General features: G+C 53.3%; 12 protein-coding genes. 6 read left to right on the forward strand and 6 right to left on the reverse strand.

Going from position 1 to position 18,755, the window contains the following annotated elements; translation table 11 throughout:
- The first annotated feature begins 66 nt into the window (after positions 1 to 66).
- Positions 67 to 1,338 carry a hypothetical protein gene (locus ACYU87_RS10570; protein ID WP_461134032.1) on the forward strand — a complete coding sequence of 424 codons (1,272 nt, stop codon included), beginning with the start codon at positions 67 to 69 and terminating at the stop codon, positions 1,336 to 1,338.
- 62 nt (positions 1,339 to 1,400) lie between these two features.
- On the opposite strand, the gene ACYU87_RS10575 is transcribed toward ACYU87_RS10570, so the two are convergent.
- From ACYU87_RS10575 to ACYU87_RS10590, 4 genes are all read right to left on the reverse strand, one after another.
- Positions 1,401 to 2,087 carry a DUF421 domain-containing protein gene (locus tag ACYU87_RS10575; protein WP_461134033.1) on the reverse strand — a complete coding sequence of 229 codons (687 nt, stop codon included), beginning with the start codon at positions 2,085 to 2,087 and terminating at the stop codon, positions 1,401 to 1,403.
- A 38-nt stretch (positions 2,088 to 2,125) separates the two neighbouring features.
- Positions 2,126 to 4,765: an MGH1-like glycoside hydrolase domain-containing protein gene (locus ACYU87_RS10580; protein ID WP_461134034.1), complete on the reverse strand. Its 2,640-nt coding sequence runs from the start codon at positions 4,763 to 4,765 to the stop codon at positions 2,126 to 2,128.
- An 80-nt stretch (positions 4,766 to 4,845) separates the two neighbouring features.
- Positions 4,846 to 5,817: a TIGR03885 family FMN-dependent LLM class oxidoreductase gene (locus ACYU87_RS10585; RefSeq protein ID WP_461134035.1), complete on the reverse strand. Its 972-nt coding sequence runs from the start codon at positions 5,815 to 5,817 to the stop codon at positions 4,846 to 4,848.
- Positions 5,818 to 6,221: 404 nt separating this feature from the next.
- Complete coding sequence (locus tag ACYU87_RS10590) at positions 6,222 to 7,310, reverse strand: SDR family oxidoreductase (protein WP_461134036.1); 1,089 nt, start codon at positions 7,308 to 7,310, stop codon at positions 6,222 to 6,224.
- A 256-nt stretch (positions 7,311 to 7,566) separates the two neighbouring features.
- On the opposite strand from ACYU87_RS10590, the gene ACYU87_RS10595 reads away from it, so the two are divergent.
- The 4 genes from ACYU87_RS10595 to ACYU87_RS10610 all read left to right on the forward strand — a co-directional run bounded on the left by ACYU87_RS10595 (position 7,567) and on the right by ACYU87_RS10610 (position 13,530).
- Positions 7,567 to 10,191, forward strand: a complete 2,625-nt coding sequence (locus ACYU87_RS10595; protein WP_461134037.1) for a DUF7133 domain-containing protein — start codon at positions 7,567 to 7,569, stop codon at positions 10,189 to 10,191.
- Between the two features lie 395 nt (positions 10,192 to 10,586).
- Complete coding sequence (locus tag ACYU87_RS10600) at positions 10,587 to 11,540, forward strand: glutaminyl-peptide cyclotransferase (protein ID WP_461134038.1); 954 nt, start codon at positions 10,587 to 10,589, stop codon at positions 11,538 to 11,540.
- Between the two features lie 253 nt (positions 11,541 to 11,793).
- Entirely contained in the window at positions 11,794 to 11,991 is a 198-nt protein-coding gene (locus tag ACYU87_RS10605; RefSeq protein WP_461134039.1) for a hypothetical protein, read from the forward strand.
- Between the two features lie 183 nt (positions 11,992 to 12,174).
- The gene (locus ACYU87_RS10610; RefSeq protein WP_461134040.1) at positions 12,175 to 13,530 is read left to right on the forward strand and encodes a glycoside hydrolase family 2 TIM barrel-domain containing protein; all 1,356 of its coding nucleotides are present in this window, start codon (positions 12,175 to 12,177) and stop codon (positions 13,528 to 13,530) included.
- Here ACYU87_RS10610 and ACYU87_RS10615 read toward each other — a convergent pair.
- Positions 13,527 to 16,082, reverse strand: coding sequence for a glycosyltransferase (locus ACYU87_RS10615; RefSeq protein ID WP_461134041.1), 2,556 nt, complete (start codon positions 16,080 to 16,082; stop codon positions 13,527 to 13,529). The genes ACYU87_RS10610 and ACYU87_RS10615 overlap by 4 nt on opposite strands.
- Before the next feature lie 115 nt (positions 16,083 to 16,197).
- Between ACYU87_RS10615 and ACYU87_RS10620 the strand changes: the two genes are divergently transcribed.
- Entirely contained in the window at positions 16,198 to 16,728 is a 531-nt protein-coding gene (locus ACYU87_RS10620; RefSeq protein WP_461134042.1) for a DUF4269 domain-containing protein, read from the forward strand.
- 41 nt (positions 16,729 to 16,769) lie between these two features.
- On the opposite strand, the gene ACYU87_RS10625 is transcribed toward ACYU87_RS10620, so the two are convergent.
- A complete protein-coding gene (locus ACYU87_RS10625) occupies positions 16,770 to 18,737 on the reverse strand; it encodes a hybrid sensor histidine kinase/response regulator transcription factor (RefSeq protein WP_461134043.1) in 1,968 nt (655 codons plus the stop codon).
- Positions 18,738 to 18,755 lie beyond the last annotated feature (18 nt).

An 18,755-nucleotide genomic window follows, 5' to 3' on the forward strand; every position in this document is an offset into this window, starting at 1 on the left:
GCTCACCGGGAGACGCTTAATCAACGGTTGTTCAAGTTGTATCAAATCGTATCATACTGATTCTGAATGCAAACAGAAGATCCTTACTGGCAACACTGCCGACGTCAGATTGAAGCCAGGCTGAACTGGGGCTCCGGTGACGACTGGCAAAACGCCGACTTCGAGGTGCTGAGCGAGCGCATTGCCGACCAGACACAGGTCCGGCTAAGTGCCAGTACGCTACGCCGATTGTGGGGACGGGTTCGCTATGATCATTTGCCCAGTGTGACGACGCTGAACACCCTGGCTCAATTTATAGGATACACCGATTGGCGTACCTTCCGTCAGTATGTCGATCAGCTTCCGGCCATCACTCCGCCTACCGAGCCACAGAACGCAAAGCCCCAACCAGTGCGTCGGGTTAACTGGCGACAGGTGAGCCAGGTGGTTAGTGGCTTATTCGGAACCGGATTACTGATTATGTCCGGGATTCATTATACCCGCCAGCCAGATCAGCCTCCGGCTTATACATTTTCCAGCCGCCCCATCACCCGAAGTATTCCCAATTCGGTAGTCTTCACCTACGATGCCTCGGCGGCTCCAACTGATTCGGTGGCTATTCAACAAAGCTGGGATCCCGCCCGGCGGCAACGGGTGGCCAGACAGGCTCACGAATTTACGTCGCTCTACTATTATCCGGGCACGTACGAAGCCCGCCTGTTGGTGGGTAATAAGGTAGTGCGTAAACACGCTTTGCTGATCCCTACCCAGGGATGGCTTCGCTTAATTGATCGTAAGCCTGTACCCGTTTATTTACCGGCCTCTCTACCGGATAAGTCAACGGAACTGAGCGTGTCGACAGAAACCATTCGGGCCAATGAGATTGCCTTACAGCCTGACCCTCCGGCCGTTCATTTTTACAACGTGGGTAATTTTAAACCCGTAAATGTCAACGATTTCAGTTTCAGCTGTCAGCTTAAAAACAACTACGGGCAAGGGGCCGGTATTTGTCAGCGCACGTCTATTGCCCTTTTCACCGAAACCAGTGCCATCAGTATTCCATTAAGTCGAAGCGGGTGTATCGCTTCGTTGACGCTTTTTGCTGTCGATACACTGGTCAGCGGTCAATCGGCGAATTTATCACCCTTTGGTACCTCGTTCAGCGATTGGGTAGAGGTGCGCTGCGAGGGCAATACACGAGGGCTTCATTTTTACGTCAACGATCGATTGGCATATCAGTTACCCCCCCCAAAGCACCCCGCTCACATTGTAGGAATGGGTTACGGATTTGAAGGAACCGGGGCGGTGCGCCAGATTAAACTGACTGCCGGGAAGCAACTGGTCTATCAGGCTTTTTAGCACAACGAAGTCATTAATTTGTCAGCGCAAAATTATGACTCGGAACCCATGCTTTATTCTGATTACGCGATTCGTAACGTCTGAATGGCTTCCACCCATTCGGTTTCCTGACAGCGCGGGCAGGTATGTGTACCCGGTGGCAAGTCCTGTACCTGACCGCAGGTCGTGCAGGCGTATTGCCCCTGGTGGGCCAGCAGGTTCCGCTTTCTCTGGTATATCTTCGGTAGAATGGGCAACCCTGGTTTGACGTCTTCGTCCGCGTAATAAAAGAAACTCACAGTCCCGTTGCTTTCCAGAATGGCGATTCTGATCTGCCCTACGTGTTCAATGTTCTGCTGCCTCATTTCGGCAAAAAACTCGTCTTTGGCGTACGTCTGATCGCTGGACTCTATCAGCACAAAAACCCCCTCTTCGATCACGTAGAGGGGGTCTCCTTCCAGAATACTCTCGAAACGTTCGCTCCGGGAGGCCAGCCAGGTAATCAGGCGGTAAAAAAGCAGAATGGTAACGAAGACCAGCAGAGCCGGTAGAATAGCACTGTCGGCGTTGAACATGGGGTCGCCCGCTGCCGACCCCAGCCCAATGATGATGGCTACTTCAAAGATGGAGAGCTGACGTATGCCCTTCTTACCCGATAATCGCAGGAATATCAGGATGAACGTAAACATAGTCAGCGTCCTGACAATAATCTCGAAAGCCAGACTCCAATCCAGATCATTCAGAAAAATTGTATTGGCATCAAATTTCATAGCGTTTCGGTTTCGACTAAAGCCAGGAAGTCCCCTGGTTAAATACAGGCCACCAGGGCAGTCCACCCTGTTTGGTGACTCGCTCCTAAACCACGAGATGTATCGCCATCAAAGTGTTCGTAGAACAGGATCAACTCCTTAAAGTTCGGATCTTCTGCATAAATCGTGTCCGACCCATTATACGGACGCCGGCCGTTTTCATCAGGACGGAAAATCTGCCACAAACGATCGGACAGAAACTGGGCGGCATCCGTTAACGACCCTTGGTTGTCGCTGCCGAAGGGCAAAGCCACCTGCACGTTCTCACCGTGGTAGTTACCAAACTCCTGTAGTGCTTTCACAATGAAGAAATTCATGGGCCACCAGACGGGACCGCGCCAGTTGGAGTTGCCACCATACATGTTGGTATCCGATTCGCCGGGGGTGTAATGAATCTCGTGCTTTTTCCCTTTCACCGTCATTGTGTACGGCTTCTCGTATATTTTTGACAGCGATCGAATGCCGCCGGGTGCCAGCAGTTCATCTTCCGAAAAAATAAACGCAGACAGTCGCTTCAGCTGGTCGGCAGAGAGCAGACTGAAAAAGATCGTATCGTTTTCTTCCTTGTTCTCCAGTACGCAATAGCAGGGATTATCGGAAACTGGATTGGCCTGATAGGACTGGATTTTCTGATAGAATGACGGCAACGCACGAGCCGATTCCCGATCGAGTGACATCACCGCGAAAAGGGGGGAAAGACCTACCATTGACCGCAGCAGAATAGGAATTTCCTTGCCATCGGGCAGATGCAGCACGTCGTACGTAAAGCCGTTATTCGTGTCCGGATCAGTATCATCGATCCAGAGTTTTGCCACTTCCTGCAGCGCTTTGTTAATGCGGATGTAGTAATCGAAGTAGTAACAGCACAGCGGCTCGAATTGAACCGGGTCATGCTTGGCCAGCTCGACACAGATCCGCATCATGTAAAGCGTATAGGTAGCCATCCAGGCGGTAGCATCAGCCTGATCCAGCGTTCCGCCCGCCGGAATATCATCGTTCCGATCGAAGAGGCTAATGTTATCGAGTCCGAGAAAACCGCCCTGAAACAAGCCATCGTATTTTCCGCCGACCTGACTATTCCACCACTCGTAGTTTGGACGCAGCCGTTTGAACATCGTCAGCAAAAACTCATAGTCTTTGTTGCCCGTTATTTCCAGTTCCTGGGCGTAGAACAACCAGCTGATGGCGGCACGAAGGGGCGGATTATTAGCCGAAAAGTCCCACTCGTAAGCAGGCAGACGACCATCGGGAGACTGATAACGAGGGTCGGCGTGCAGATACAGCTGGTGCTTGGCAAATTCCAGGTCAATGGGCGCAACGGCAATGGCCTGAAAAGCCTGATCCCAGGCCGCAAACCAGGGATACTCCCACTTGTCGGGCATGATCATGATGTGCTCCGCATCGAGGTGCTGCCAGTCGGAATTGCGGCCCCGCCAGCGTTCGCTGGGCGGAATGGGCGAACCCGGGTCGCCTTCCAGCCAGCGCCGAACATTATAGTGATAGTACTGCTTCGACCACATCAGTCCGGCCCACGCCTGCCGTTTGATCAGGGCATCATCGGCCGAATTTTCGGCTGTCAGGGGAGCGTAGAATGCATCGGCCTCCTGCTGCCGGGTGGCAAACGTGGCCGTGAAGTCATTGCCCAGTGGATCCGTCAGGTCATCTTTATGGAGCCGAAGCGGCACCACAATCGTCTCGCCGGCTTTAACGGTAAGGTTATAAACGGGCGCACATTTAGTACCCGTTGGCTGTTCGCTAAATGGCTCCAGGTGGCCCGTTGTGATGGCATCGTGAAACGCATCTTTAACAAAGGGCGATGTATTTTCACGACCGAAAACCCGCTCCATGTTCGTTTCATTTTCGGTCATCAGAACCGCATCAGCCGATTGAAAACTGAGCGTGTAGGTACCCAACCGTTCGTGAACAGCACGCACCTGACTTAACCCGTTTTGCTTCGACTCTACCCGCTCAATCTGGGGATGGGTTTCTTCTTCCCGAAACGACCACCGGTTCCGAAACCATAATGTAGGCAGCAACTGTAACGGAGCCGCTTTGCTCGACCGATTGGTAATCGTTAACCGAATCAGTATATCATCAACGCCTTTTTTGGCGTATTCCACCTGCACATCGAAATACTGGTTGTTGTCGAACAAACCCGTATCAAGAATTTCGTATTCTCCCTCCGTTACCTTCCGGCGCTTGTTCTGGCTGGTTAGTTTTTTGTAGGGAAAAGCCGTCTGCGGATACTTGTAGAGCATCCGCATGAAGCTGTGGGTCGGCGTGTTGTCGAGGTAGTAGTAAAGTTCTTTGACGTCTTCCCCGTGGTTGCCTTCGCCGTTAGACAGCCCAAACAGGCGTTCCTTCAAAAAATCGTCCTGCCCGTTCCAGAGCGCCAGCGCGAAGCATAGTGTCTGCGTTTCGTCGGAGATGCCGCCCAGTCCGTCTTCGCCCCACCGGTACGTACGCATCCGGGCGTGTTCGTGGGGAAATGCTTCCCAGGAATTACCTTCGGCGGAATAGTCTTCCCGGACTGTTCCCCACTGACGTTCACTGAGATAAGGGCCCCATTTGTACCAGTTTTCTTCTTTTTTCCACTGTTGATTCAGTCGTATCTGTTCGTTCGTATTGTTGTTTTTCATTCAAGTTGAGTGTTGATGGCGTTCGCCCGAATTACTCAGGAGAGCAGGTCAGGCAGTCCAATGTAATTGTCTGGTCGGGACTAAGCGTTTTGTTCGTAAAGCTGGGGAAGAACCTGCGCACCGAAGTCGTCAATGAAACCCTGTTGCTGGCGATTGACGTTGTGCAGCGAAATCTGTTCGAAACCAAGCGACAAATCTTCCAGTAACCAGTCGGCGTGTTGGTTGAGGTCGGCCGATATGCGCACCAGTTTGCGGAACGAAGCGACATCGACAAGGTCACCCGCATCATCGAAGAAGCTGGGCATTCGCAATTCCGTCATAACGCTGTTGGGAAAGATATTGCCCCGCCATTGCTCGAGCGCACTCGATTCCGCTTTTTTGGCGTCGGGGTCGTACGACAGCTGAACTTTCAGGAACATGGGTTTGCCGGCACCACCTCCCTGCCGGAACGCATCAACGACTTCTTTAAGCTCTTCATGCGGGCGCGATGTAGTGATTAGTGCATCGGCCCAGCTCCCTACCCATTCCGCGGTTTTACTGGTAACGGCGGCTCCGACGATCAATGGTTTGATAGCGGGACGGGTGTATAAGCGGGCTTCATCTACGGTAACCAGTCCCCGGTGGGTTACGGTTTCGCCATTCCAGAGGGCACGCATAATGTCGACGCACTCCTTAAGCCGGGTATTACGATCCGCTTTGGATGGCCACCGTTCGCCATTAATGTGTTCGTTCAGGTACTGGCCTGTGCCCACGGCAATCCAGAAACGCTCGGGAAACATATCGGCCAGCGTAGCCGCAGCCTGCGCAATGATGGCCGGATTATACCGCTGGCCCGGTGCATTCACCACACCGAAGCTAAGCGAAGTGGCCTGTAAAGCCGCGCCTAACCAACTCCAGGCGAAACCGCTTTCGCCCTGTTTGTCGCTCCAGGGGTGGAAATGGTCGGAGCAGGTACCGGCTGTAAACCCTGCCTGCTCGGCCTGTTGAATTCGGGCTAGTAACTCACTGGGTTTAAACTGCTCGTGCGACGAGTGGTACCCTATCTTAATCATCTCTTTAATTGAATTTTAATATATAAAGAGCTGACTAACTAAAATGTTTGAGAGGTTACATAGTCTGGATACGAATCGGGAGTTAAGTAATGACCAAAGCGAGACAGAAAATAAAAAGCATAAACGACTAATGTATAGTACCTTACAACTCTATTTTATCTATCTCGCTGTGGTTAATAAATTTGCGCGGGTACGCCATGGTTTGTGCGGATACCGACAATAGAGTACCCGCGCAAACCACTTATGCCAGTCTGCCGTTGCGGCCAGCCAGAATTACCTACGGAACAGATGGGCCGTGAGGACACGACCCACGGACATTCCTCTCACGTTACGCTAACAGCTATGGTGGAGACACGGGCTGCGTGCGAACACGTTTGCCTGACAGACACCAATGCGGTAGGCTATCAATCACCCAGATTCTTCAGATTAGGCAGTAACCCGTCTTTCTGCAATTGCTCGAATAAGTCAAAAAATGATTCGTCTGTCCGCTGGTAGACGGTGAAGCCAAGCTTGCGGCTTTTCGACATATCAGTCATCACTTCGATGGGGCGGCCCAGGTCAAGGTCGGTGTGCCAGGGCGATGCCATCCGGTCCAGATTGGGTTCCGTCAAGTTATACCTGGTAGCGATTTCGTGCCAGAGAGGTCCATCCTTTGCCAGTTCGGCCTCCAATGGCTGAATGGTTCCCTCGAAGCCTACCGCTTCTATCCCAAACCAATCTGCGATCCGTTGCCATAACCAACTCCACCGGAAGACATCCCCATTTACGATGTTGAAGGCTTCATTTTGAGCGGCTTCGGTAGTAGACGCCCAGATAAGGTGTTTGGCCAGTACGCGGGCATCCGTCACATCGGAGAGGCCGTTCCACTGAGCTTCCGAGCCAGGCCACCGGAAGGGCCGTCCCTGATAGCGGCAGATCGTGGCGTACACGGCCAGCGTCGTTCCCATGTTCATCATGTTGCCAACGGCTTTGCCGATGACCGTGTGGGGGCGGTGAATGCTCCAGGTAAACCCGGCTTGCGACGCTGCGGCATAGACCTCGTCTTCCTGCGCATAGTAGAAATTTTCGATATCCAGCCGGGGATGCTCTTCGCGCAATGGCGTTAGCGGCAGAAACCCTTCCTTTGCGTAAGCATCGAATGGTCCCAGATAATGCTTGAGCCCCGTAACCAGCGCAACGTGCTGAATGGACTTCTGGGGTTGCAGGGCCGCTAACAAATTACGCACCATAGCGCTGTTGACCCGGATGTTATCAGCTTCGGTTTCCTGGCGCATCCAACTCGTAAAAAACACATGCGTCGGCTTAATGTCGGCCAGCGCGTTTTGCAGGCTATCCGGTTGAAGCAGGTCGGCGGCAACCGGACGTAAATTCTCGATTTCGCGGTTAGGGTTGCGGGCCAGGCCGTACGTTATCCACCCCTGACGAATCAGTTCCTGGGCTAGATTACTGCCGGCAATGCCACTGGCGCCAACCACTAGGGCTATTTTACTCATCGTTTCGTTTTTGGTTGTATTATTCATAACCAGCCCACCGAATAGGCTGGGCTGCTGTAGTAAGTAAGGCTCAATAGCTCGGCAATGTTCATTACGATAAGCTTTGCGCGATAATGACTACAGCCAGGCCGATTCAGAATGACGGGTTTGTTTCGTAAATTGACCGGGCAAATCAACGATTACGGTAAAATTGAGTATCCGTTAAGCTTTAAGACAAAAGCTTACTTCATTCATTTGGCAAGACACCCCCTTAAGCATGTTTAAAATTTCTTTCAGCTTTCTTTCTCTCTTCCTGCTAACCTACGGCATCAACGACACCGGAATCTTCCCCAAAAAACAACCAGAAGTCGTTACCCGGATTAAATCACCCGATGTCCCGGCCGATCTGAAGGTCACTACCTTCTCGGGGCCGGACTTGACCCCCAGTCCGGCCTGCCTGGCGGTGGCCCCGACGGGTGAGGTATTTGTCGGTGTCGACAAGCAGGGATCGCTGGGTAAAAAACCAAATATGGGCAGTATTGTCCGGCTTGTAGACAAAGACAACGACGGCAAAGTAGACCAGCACACCCTGTATGCTCAAGTCGATAACCCACGGGGCATCTTCGCGCTGGGCGATCAGTTGTTTGTGTTGCATGCCGCCTTCTCGCCCGAAACCGGCATTGCTACGGGCATGAATCTGGTCGTGTTTACCGATAAAAACGGGGATGGCGTGGCCGACGGGCCTTCCAAACCATTGATCGAAAACCTCAGTAATACGACGTTCATTCAGGAGCGGGGTGTCGACCATGCCACGAACGGCATACGGATGGGCATCGATGGCTGGATTTATATTGCCGTTGGCGACTTTGGCTTTCATAACGCCGTAGACCGCTCGGGCAAAAAGCTGACCATGCTGGGTGGGGGCATTGTGCGGGTAAGGCCCGACGGCACCGAAATGGAAATTTATTCGCACGGTATGCGCAACATTTATGATGTGGCCATCGACCCGTACATGAACATCTTCACCCGCGACAATACCAACGACGGGGGGGGCTGGAATATCCGGTTCAGTCACCAGATTCAATCCGCTGAGTATGGCTACCCCGTGCTGTTCAAGCATTTTACCGACGAAATTATTCCGGCCCTGGTCGATGTCGGTGGCGGATCGGGAACCGGGTCTTTGTACCTGGACGAGCCTACCTGGCCCAAGGCGTACAACCAGACGCCCATGATGGCCGACTGGGGTAGAAACCAACTGTACATTCATCGGGTCACACCGGTAAAAGCGTCTTTCACCCAACAGGAAGAAGAGTTTATCAAACTGCCACAGATCACGGATGTCGACGTGGATGGCTCGGGCCGGATGTACCTGGCAGCCTGGAACGGAGCGAGTTATGTAGGCAGTACCAGCAAAGGGTATGTAGATCGCGTCGTTCCACAAAACTGGACCTACACCGCCTTCCCCGACTTAAAAAAGGCTTCGGTGAAAAAACTGGCCACCATGCTTACCTCCCAGAGTGCAGTGCTGCGCCTGCACGCGTCTCAGGAGCTGCTGACCCGCCCGGCCAAACAGGCAGCAAAAAGTACCTGGAAGCTAGCGACCAATCAAAGCCTGCCCCTGGCCAGCCGGGTAGCGGCTATCTACACATACGCTCAGGCGGCTCAGGCAGCGGGTATCGAGAACCTGGTCAGCTTAACACAGGATGCGTCGGTGCGGGAGTTTGCCCTCCGGGCTCTGGCCGACCGCAAGCCGTTCACGGATAAAGTGCCCCTGGACCCGTTCATTCGTGGCGTCAACGATCCTTCCGAACGCGTACAGGTAGCGTCCCTCGTCGGCCTGGGTCGGCTGGAGAACAAAGAAGCGATACCCGCTTTGTTACAGGTAAAGGTACCTGTTTCGTTTGTTGCACCAGCCAAGGGCGTTGAAGGTGCCCACGCCACCCCTAACGCCGATATTGTACCGGCTCACCTAGCCGTTCGTTCCCTCGTAAAACTCAACGCTGCAGATGCCTGCGTCCAGGCCATTGGCTCGCCAAACACCACGCTGGCACTATGGGCGCTGCGCTACATGCACACCCCCGACGCTGTGGCAGGTCTGACGAAGGCCTACCAGCAGACAAAAGACGAAGCACTCAGAAAGCAAATCCTGATCACCCTGGCGCGCCTGTACCGAAAAGAAGCGCCATACGACGCTTCCTGGTGGTGGAGCACCCGTCCGGATACGCACGGCCCCTACTACAAAGCCATTGACTGGGAGGCCTCCCCTGCCATCAGAACACTGCTGGTTAACGAATGGCAGCAGGCTCAGGACAAGCAATTTTTTACCGACCTGAACAGTCGGCTTCGTTTAGAAATTCCAGAATTCGGGGTAGAGGCACCGGTAGTCGTCCAGGAAGACAATAAAGTCGATCTGGAAAAAATCAGAAGTAAGAAAGGGCAGGTTGGCGCAACCTCGATCGAAGATGTCATGCTGGCCATTGCCAAAATACCGGGAGAGGCCGCCCTGGGCAAAACCCTGTTCACCCAGCAGGGTTGCGTGGCCTGCCATAGCCTGAGCAAGAATGACCCCATGAAAGGTCCGTTTATGGGCCAGATCGGGTCGATTATGAACCGGGAGCAGATTGCGGAGTCGATCCTTAAACCCAACGCATCCATATCGCAGGGCTTCTCCACCGTGTTGATCACGGCCAAAGGAAACAAGAGTTATACCGGATTTATAACCGAAGAATCCTCGTCTCAACTTGTTATGCGTGACATTACCGGGCAGGTGTACACGATCAAGAAATCGCTGATCACCAGCCGCAAAGAAATGGATACTTCCATGATGCCAACGGGCCTGGCCAATGCCTTGTCATACGACGAATTTGCTTCGCTGATTACTTTTTTATCACAGCAAAAGTAAGTAGCAAGGGCCGGGGAGTACCCGGCCCCTGCTACTTTGAAGAGTAAACGATTCATGTCTTGAATCGGCTTATGCTTATAGAAGTTGTTCCGTGGCGCGTCATGCCGAACTTGTTTCGGCATATCAAGCTTGCCTCATACAGGACTTGGAGAGGCCGAAACAAGTTCGGCATGACGTACGACTGGGTGAAATCATTTCTGAGTGGAACGTTGCTGGACAAAACGCTTGGACAGCATACCCTTTATCGATCAGTAATTGATAACCAATGGATAAGGATTACCCGCCTGGGGCGTAAAAAGGGGGCTGATTGAGCCGGAATGCTAAACAAATTTGACAAACATCACTTATTAAAATAACATTAAAACCGATGTTCATCAAAAATAGCCCCGTCCGTTATGAACCCATCATTTATTGCCCGTTCGCTCGTTGTTCTGTCTGCTGCCTGGCTAACAACAGCCTGCGAAGATCACCGGGATAGCCCAAACGCCCCTTTCCCGGAGCGTATCAATTTTGTAGCCGAACGCCAGTATCCGGAAGGCATCGCTTATTCGTCGCAATTGGGGAAATTTCTAGTTACCTCGATTCCGCAAGGCAAAATCGGTACGGTCGATACGGATGGCCGGTACGACGATCTGTTGACCGATCCCAGTCTCATTGCAGGCATCGGGATGAAGATTGCCGACGGGCGGGTATTTGTCTGTAATGGCGATCAGGGCCGTTCGGACAAGAGTACCCCCGCCACTACCCGCCAAACGGCCGAACTTCTGGTCTTTAATTTAGCCACACGCCAGCTGGAGCGACGCACGGATCTGGACGCCCTGATTCCGGCGGCCGAACCCAACTTTGCAAACGACGTGACGATTGCTCCCGATGGAACAGCCTATGTAACAGACTCATTTTCGCCGGTAATCTATAAAGTTACCGCTGCCGGAGTAGCCAGCGTTCTGGTTAGAGATGATGTCCGGTTCTCCAGCGCAACCTTTGGTTTGAACGGCATTGCTTACCATCCAAACGGTTACCTTATCGTTGCCAATACCGGGCAAGGTAAACTTTACAAAGTGGATTTACGGAATGGCAATGCGGTTTCGGAAATAAGTGGTACGGGGTCTTTACCCGGCGATGGACTCACGTTTCTTAACAACGACCTGTACGTTGTAACGGGCGGCAACCGGGTAGCTCAAGTACGTAGCACAGACAATTGGCAGACAGCCTCCATCATCAAATACGACGCGGATGGCTACACAGGTGCCACCACAAGCGTAGCGGTGAACAACCAGGTTTACACGCTCAACGCCCGCATCGGCGAAACCGGCAACGCCCGTGATTTCAGCATCCAGCGGTTCCGGTAGACAAACGAACAGGTATCCTGAAAACAGAGAAGCCCGCGACTATGCGTTCGCGGGCTTCTCTGTTTTATATCAGTCGGCATTCATGACGCAACGTCTATAAGCACTCTCCCTGACACGCAACCCTATTTATTATATTTTTATTTTGCTATATATAATACAACTATAACATTCAGCTATTAATTTTAGGGCGTAAACAACTGCTGAGCAGATTCAACCGACTAACTGAACAGTCCGACTACTCCATTCCTTTGCCATGGCTAATAGAAAGAAACAACTAATCCGGGTCGTATTCGACGTACTGGATGAAATGAAACAAAATCTCCGTCTCGATGAAGACCTGTCCGTTGCCGCCACGGATCCCGACGAAGCGATCGACTGGGTATTTTCGGAAATGCAACGCCAGCTAAACCGCTCGGATATTCGCCTGTCCCGGGTTCGCATCTGTGCCTGAAAGAGGCTTTCTGCTTGTCAATACCCTTGTTTGTCACTACAACATTAGAAGCCATTTTCTGACCGGGCGTTTTGCATCATCCGAAGATCGCTACGTTGCCGAAAAGACAAATCAAACAAGCAGGTACTCACATTATTTTCCTTCGAATAATGTGACCGGGGGCGGTTAAAGGGTCATCAGTATATGATGATTATTTATTCGCACCAACCGATAGTCTTACTAAAGTGGCTCCTGGTCTTAGGGCTCTGGGGCCTGTGCAGTTGCCACAGCACCCAGCAGAAACAGCCGTTATCAACCAACCTGGCCGTACCAACGGCAATCCGTTTCGACGGCACCTCGTACCAGTTACTTCGGCATGGACAGCCTTACTTCATCAAGGGAGCCGGGGGCGTCAGTCATTTCGACGAACTCAAAGCGTGCGGAGGCAACTCCATCCGGGTTTGGGACGATATCGATGCCAGTCGTATCCTGGATGAAGCACAGGCCCTGGGCTTAACGGTGATGTTAGGTCTGTGGGTTGAGCGCGAAATCGAGGGTTTCGATTACGATGACCAGGAGGCCGTAGCGCGGCAGCACGAGCGCATTCGCAAAACCATTCTGAAATACCGCAACCACCCCGCCCTCCTGCTGTGGTGTGTGGGTAATGAATGGGCGCAGGAAGCTAAAAACTTTAAAGTCTACGACGAAGTCAACCGCCTGTCGACGCTTGTACACCAGCTCGATCCGAACCATCCGGTTTCGACGGTTATCTCGCCTGATAGTGAACGGGCCATCTGGCTGGTCAGTAAGCGGTGTACCGATGTCGATATTCTGGGGGTGAATTCCTACGCCCTGACGGAGAAGCTGGACGAGTTCTTTCAGAAAGGCGGCTGGACAAAACCGTATCTCATTTCGGAATATGGGGCACAAGCCTACTGGGAAACGACCGCGTCTGCCTGGGGCGCACCCGACGAGCCCGACAGCCGCAGTAAAGTGGCGTTCGTCAAGCCGTTTTATCAACGATACATTGGCGCAAAGCTTCCCAACTGTTTTGGTGCGTACATTTTTTACTGGGGTCACAAACAGGAGGAAACGCATACCTGGTTCAGCCTGTTCGATGAGCAGGGGCGGCAAACTCCGCTCGTAGCCTTGATGCAGGAACTTTGGTCGGATACGAAGCCCAGTAATCTGGCTCCTGTTGTAGACGGTCTGCTCATCGACGGGCAACGTATACTAAACCGCTCCTACGCATCCGCATCAGCTATGCACCAGGCCGAAATTCGGGTGCATGATCCGGAAGGTGATTCGCTCACGTTTTCCTGGGAAATTAAACCCCATGCGCAACCCGGTGCCGACTTTGTGGGAGTACCCCGGCCCGCTCTACAGGGATTGCTGGAGCGTTCGGATACCAAAAAGGTGCAGTTTCACTTACCAGAAAAACCGGGGGCGTACCGCCTGTTCGTCAATGTGTACGACACCCACCGCCACGTATCCACCGCCAACTTTTCGTTCGAAGTAGCGGGTAAGTCGTCAACGGAACCAACCCCCGCCGACGACTAACGGCGGATTGGCTGGTAGATGGCTAGCCAGGTAACGGGCACCGCCTGTAAATCGCTGGGTTTCGAGAAGACAACACCCCGAATTGTCGGATAACGCTCCTTCATCAGCTCCAGCGCGTCGAGGGTCCATTGCCGGTCGGGGGTATTGTCGGTTACGGACTCCAGCCGGGTAATCAGGATCGGTTTCTGCCGGATGCTGTAGGCAACGTGCGAACGCACCGTGGTGTGGGGAAGCTGAAACAGGGCGGCAAACGAATGCTCTTTATGATCGACCGCCAGGGCCGGGTTATTCACGACCGCAAACCCCAGCCAGTCGACATACGTGGTGCCCGGATAGTAAGTAACCACCGTCGATGGCTGAGTGGGGCACCAAACCCAGGTAATGTTCGTTGCCCGCTGTTGTCGGCATACCCGGACAATGTACTGCCACGCCTGTCGGTACAAACCCAGGCTGGTGTCCTGCCGCAACCCGTACAGGTGAGCCGGATCATCAAATTCAGGCAGGAAACTGATCAAGACCGGGCGTTGCATCTGCCGGACGTTTTGCGCCCATGTCCGCAAGGCTGCATCTCGTTGCCCACGCACAATGCTTTTCAGAAATGCCTGCGTAGAGCGCTCGGTTGTATCAGTCGGCCCGCTCGCCCGGATGTACAACAACGGTAACTGGCCATCCACGGCCCTGGGCGAGAAATGAATGGTTGAATTAGCCGCCATCGGCCAATCGACGGAGTGGGGAGTTATTAGCGTAACGGACGCCGGGAGAGCAGGCTGACCCGCCGACGGATCGGTAAGCCCCACGTAAAAAGGCTGCGTATTGGCAAAACGCAGATCGGTAGGCAGGGCGCTGGTTTTGATGCGGTACGTGAAAAACAACAGACTCAGCGCCAGCAGCACCATGCCGGTAAACAGGGGGATTGCCCGTCGCTGGAGCCATCCATAAAGACCATAACGAATCAGCCAGGCCGTTCGGCGCAGGTGGCCCGCCGGCGCAAAATGCCCCGACGACCGGGTGAACCAACGGGCCAGTTGATGCATTGTTTTTTCCTGACCAGCAACAATGTTAAGGCTGAGAATCACTATGTTCAATAGCCCGAATACCAGCATCATCTGGAAATAAATATTGTAGAGCGCAAAGCGGCCATACCAGAAAATGCTGTAACCGATGGCCCCGAGTGTAGCCAGCACAAAAAACAGGTTAGGCAGAATGAGCCAGAAATTATTGCGCGGTCGATCATCTTTGGGCGTCGGGATGTACGGCACCTTTACCCGGAATATCGTGTAAATGAGGCCGAGCAGGTATACCCACCACGTGCCACTGGCCAGAATGCCCCCAACCAGGTGGAAACCCGCTTCGTGGCGCTCAATGAGCCATCGCTGGGCATATTGCCGGATCAGAAAACCCGTTAGCAGCAGCGGTACGTAAACCGTAGCGAACCGTAGTAAATCCAGTTGCAGCGGCAACAGCATAGTCAACAGTGACAGGATTGGAATAAGCAGGTCGAAAAGCTGCACCGTACCCAGCAGGTAGTACAGGGGTAGCGTAGTATAATGCAGTTTTTGTCGCCAGTTCAACTTCCCGAACACCCTGGGTAGGGTCGTCACCAGTAATTCAAACGTACCACGCGACCATTTGAGCTGCTGTTTGTAATAGGCAGGCAGCGTGGCGGGCACTAACCCGTAAGATAGGGTCAGCGGCACATATACCGACTGCCAGCCCTTGGCGTGCAACTTCATGGCCGTGTGCATGTCTTCCGATAACCCGTTGGCGTGCCCGCCGATCGAATCCAGCGCTGACCGCCGAAACGTGCAGTTAGCGCCAATGGCCTGCGCGGTTCCGTAGTCACCCATACAGGTCATCATAGGCCCGTAAAAGCTGTAGGTCTGCTCGGCAGCCCCGAAGGCAACGATGCTTTCTTTCTGGTTATAGTAGCCCTGTACGCACTGCACAAAACCCACGTCAGGCTTGTCAAAATAGGGCAACACATGGTCTAAAAAATTGGGTACGGGCACGTGGTCAGGATCCATCACCAGGCAGATCTCTCCCGTAGCCTGTCGCAGCGCGTTGTTGATGTTGCCCGCTTTGGCGTCAGTCTTATCGGTTCGGGTAACGTGAACGACGCCCAGTTGGTCGCAGACCTGTTTCAGATACGGGTCATTGGCCTCGTCGCAGAGATAGGTCGTATGCGGGTACGTAATTCGACCGATGGCTTCTAACGTGTTGATGACCATTTCGTGCGGCTCGCCGGGGCAGTACGTCGTCAGCACATCCACCGACCAGGTTCGGGTTAAAGCGGGCGGGACGGGGGGCGCTACCCGCCAGTAGTGATACCATTCGTGCAGTAGCCGCACAATCCGAAACAATACGGACACCGACAGCAACGCGAACAGCCAGGAATAGCCCTGGTTCCGGGGCTGAAAAAACACCCAGAGAAACGCCAGGACGAACAGGAGACCAACAACAATTAGTGCGCGTATCAGCCGAACATCGCCTGCTTTATACGTAAAATTATAGTTTTCGTTCGGGGCGGGGTGGGTAGATGTTAGCCATTTCATACTCTGTTGACTGCCTGGGCCGAAAACGGTTACGCAAGAGACCCCGTTTATTCGTTCTGCGTTAACCGGGCCGTCATCCGTCAAGGCGAATTGAGGCTCATTCACCAAGCTGATTATGACCACCCCTTTCGATACGCTCGACTACCTGAACGAAGGAAACGCCCGGCAGAAACAGGCGTATTCCATACTGACCAACAACAAGGTGATGGAAAAACTGGACCGGTTTACCCCTATTCTGGTGGGCACCGTTCCCATTAACATTGCCATTGATTCCAGCGACCTCGACATCATTTGCCACTGGGACGACAAACGGGCTTTTTATTCAACCGTTCTCAATGCCTTCAACCAGCAGACGGGATTCCGGATTCGTGACTATCGGTTGCACGGCACCGACTGCGTGGTCGCTAACTTTATGATCGATACCGTTGAAATCGAAATCTTCGGGCAACCTATTCCCACCCGGCAGCAACTGGCCTATCGGCACATGCTTATCGAACACAGGCTGCTGACGGAGCACGGAGAAGCGTTCCGACAACAAATCATTGCACTCAAACAACAAGGTTATAAAACCGAACCCGCCTTCGGGAAACTACTTGGTTTTCAAACGAACCCTTACGAGGAGCTGCTCGCGTACGAAAGCCGCTAATTTTGTGACATCTATAATTCTGCTATCTCCGGCATGGCTAACTACCCCTTTACGTAAGCCGTCGGGGTTTGCTTGTAAAACTCCCGGAAGACCTTGGTAAAATACGACGGTGTCTCGAAACCGACCAGATACGCTGTTTCGGCCGCACTATGCCCCAGTCGTAACAGGTCGATAGCCTTACGTAAACGATACTGCCGAATCAGCTCAATGGGCGACAGATGCGTCAGGTTATGTACCTTCAGGTACAGCGCTTTCCGGCTCATGGCCAGTTCTTCGGCCAGCCATTCGACGCTCAGCGTCGAGTCGTCCAGGTGCTCCTCGATCAATGTATACAGCTTACGCAGAAACTGATCGCTGACCGTCTGTAAGGGCGTGGTACTGTCGGGCTGGGCCAGTTGCTGCCGGTAATGTTCCTGTAATCGCTGCTGACGGTTCAACAAATTGCGCAACCGTAACCGGAGTTCGTCCAGATGAAAAGGTTTTGTCAAATAGTCATCGGCACCCAGCGCCAGCCCCTTCAGGCGGTGGGTGTCTCCCGCACTGGTCGACAATAGCACAATCGGAATATGGTCGGTTACGGGGTCTGCCTTCAGGCGCTCAATCAGGGCGTAGCCATCCAGGCGAGGCATCATCAGGTCCGTCACAATAATCGAAGGCAGTTCCTCTTTAGCCAGCACCCAGCCCTCGTAGCCATTGGCTGCCGACCGAACCCGGTAGGTCGTGGCCAGTTCAGCCACCATAAATTCCCGCAGTTCGGGATTATCTTCGATTACTAAAACCAGCGGGGGTGGTTCGGCAACACCGGATGAATTGGCCGTGGGAGTCCCACCGGGAACCGCTGGCAGGTCAACGAGCAGCGAAGGAGCCTCAACCGGCAAGGCCGTTTCATCGTACGCCTTGACCCGCTGGAGGGGTAATTCCAGCACAAACTCCGTACCCGTCGTTTCCGGCGGACCATCGACCTGGCTCTGAACCGTTATCTGGCCACCCAGACGCAGCGTTAGTTCACGAACCAGCGCCAGGCTGATACCGGTGGTGTCGTTGGCCCGGATCCGGAGATTATCACCCTCATAATAACGGTCAAAAACGTGGGGCAGTTTATGCGCCGTAATGCCAATACCCGTGTCCCGTACCGACAAACGGGCGCCGGTGGCAGTCTGATGAAGCGAAACAGTAATGCTACCCGTGGGCGTAAACTGGATGGCGTTCGTCAGCAGATTGGCGAGTATTATCTCCCATTTGCTGGCGTCGAAACGGTAATTTCCGGTGGGCATATCCGTCTGGTAGACCAGCGCCAACTGCTTGATATCCGCCGAAGGACGAAACAGATCCACCAATTGCTCAATAAAGCCGGGCAGATCGCCCACCTGCTCGACCAGTTCCATTTGCCGGGCTTCGAGCTGGTTAATGGCCAGTAGCTGGTTGAGCAACCGCAAAATTTGCCGGGCATTCCGACGGACCGTCAGCAACTGTTGCTGCAAGGGCACCGATAAGTCCGGGGTTTCCAGCAGCTTGTCTACGGGCGAAATGATGAGCGACAATGGCGACCGCAACTCGTCCGTAATGTTGGTAAAGAAACGCGTCTTCATCGCATCCACCGCCTTCAGTTCCTGCGTTTCGCGCAGTTGGTGAACGTACCGGCTGGTCTTCTCGATGGTCACTTCGAGATCGTCAAAGTTAATGGGCTTGGTAATGAAGTCGAAAGCACCCCGGTTCATAGCCGCCCGAATGGTAGTCATGTCGCCGTAAGCAGTAATCATTACCGTGCGTACCATCGGGTTGATTTGCTGAAGCTGATCCAGCAGCGTGAGGCCGTCCATGCCGGGCATGTTGATGTCGCTCAGCAGAAGATCGATATCGGGTTGCTCTTCCAGCAGGCGCAGCGCCTGCCGGCCGTCGTGGGCAAAAACAAACTCATAAATGCCTTTCTGAATCGATTGGCGGAACCGTTGTCGAAAGAGAACTTCCAGATCGACTTCGTCATCTACCAGGAGTATTTTGGTTTTCATGGCGGGTAGTATACTATA

The sequence above is a fragment of the Spirosoma lituiforme genome, assembly GCF_054776635.1.

What these genes read in the sequence shown, in the direction of transcription:
- ACYU87_RS10570 (WP_461134032.1), top strand. Translation starts at nt 67, where the DNA reads ATGCAAACAGAAGATCCTTACTGGCAACACTGCCGACGTCAGATTGAA.
- ACYU87_RS10575 (WP_461134033.1), bottom strand. Translation starts at nt 2,087, where the DNA reads ATGAAATTTGATGCCAATACAATTTTTCTGAATGATCTGGATTGGAGT.
- ACYU87_RS10580 (WP_461134034.1), bottom strand. Translation starts at nt 4,765, where the DNA reads ATGAAAAACAACAATACGAACGAACAGATACGACTGAATCAACAGTGG.
- ACYU87_RS10585 (WP_461134035.1), bottom strand. Translation starts at nt 5,817, where the DNA reads ATGATTAAGATAGGGTACCACTCGTCGCACGAGCAGTTTAAACCCAGT.
- ACYU87_RS10590 (WP_461134036.1), bottom strand. Translation starts at nt 7,310, where the DNA reads ATGAGTAAAATAGCCCTAGTGGTTGGCGCCAGTGGCATTGCCGGCAGT.
- ACYU87_RS10595 (WP_461134037.1), top strand. Translation starts at nt 7,567, where the DNA reads ATGTTTAAAATTTCTTTCAGCTTTCTTTCTCTCTTCCTGCTAACCTAC.
- ACYU87_RS10600 (WP_461134038.1), top strand. Translation starts at nt 10,587, where the DNA reads ATGAACCCATCATTTATTGCCCGTTCGCTCGTTGTTCTGTCTGCTGCC.
- ACYU87_RS10605 (WP_461134039.1), top strand. Translation starts at nt 11,794, where the DNA reads ATGGCTAATAGAAAGAAACAACTAATCCGGGTCGTATTCGACGTACTG.
- ACYU87_RS10610 (WP_461134040.1), top strand. Translation starts at nt 12,175, where the DNA reads ATGATGATTATTTATTCGCACCAACCGATAGTCTTACTAAAGTGGCTC.
- ACYU87_RS10615 (WP_461134041.1), bottom strand. Translation starts at nt 16,082, where the DNA reads ATGAAATGGCTAACATCTACCCACCCCGCCCCGAACGAAAACTATAAT.
- ACYU87_RS10620 (WP_461134042.1), top strand. Translation starts at nt 16,198, where the DNA reads ATGACCACCCCTTTCGATACGCTCGACTACCTGAACGAAGGAAACGCC.
- ACYU87_RS10625 (WP_461134043.1), bottom strand. Translation starts at nt 18,737, where the DNA reads ATGAAAACCAAAATACTCCTGGTAGATGACGAAGTCGATCTGGAAGTT.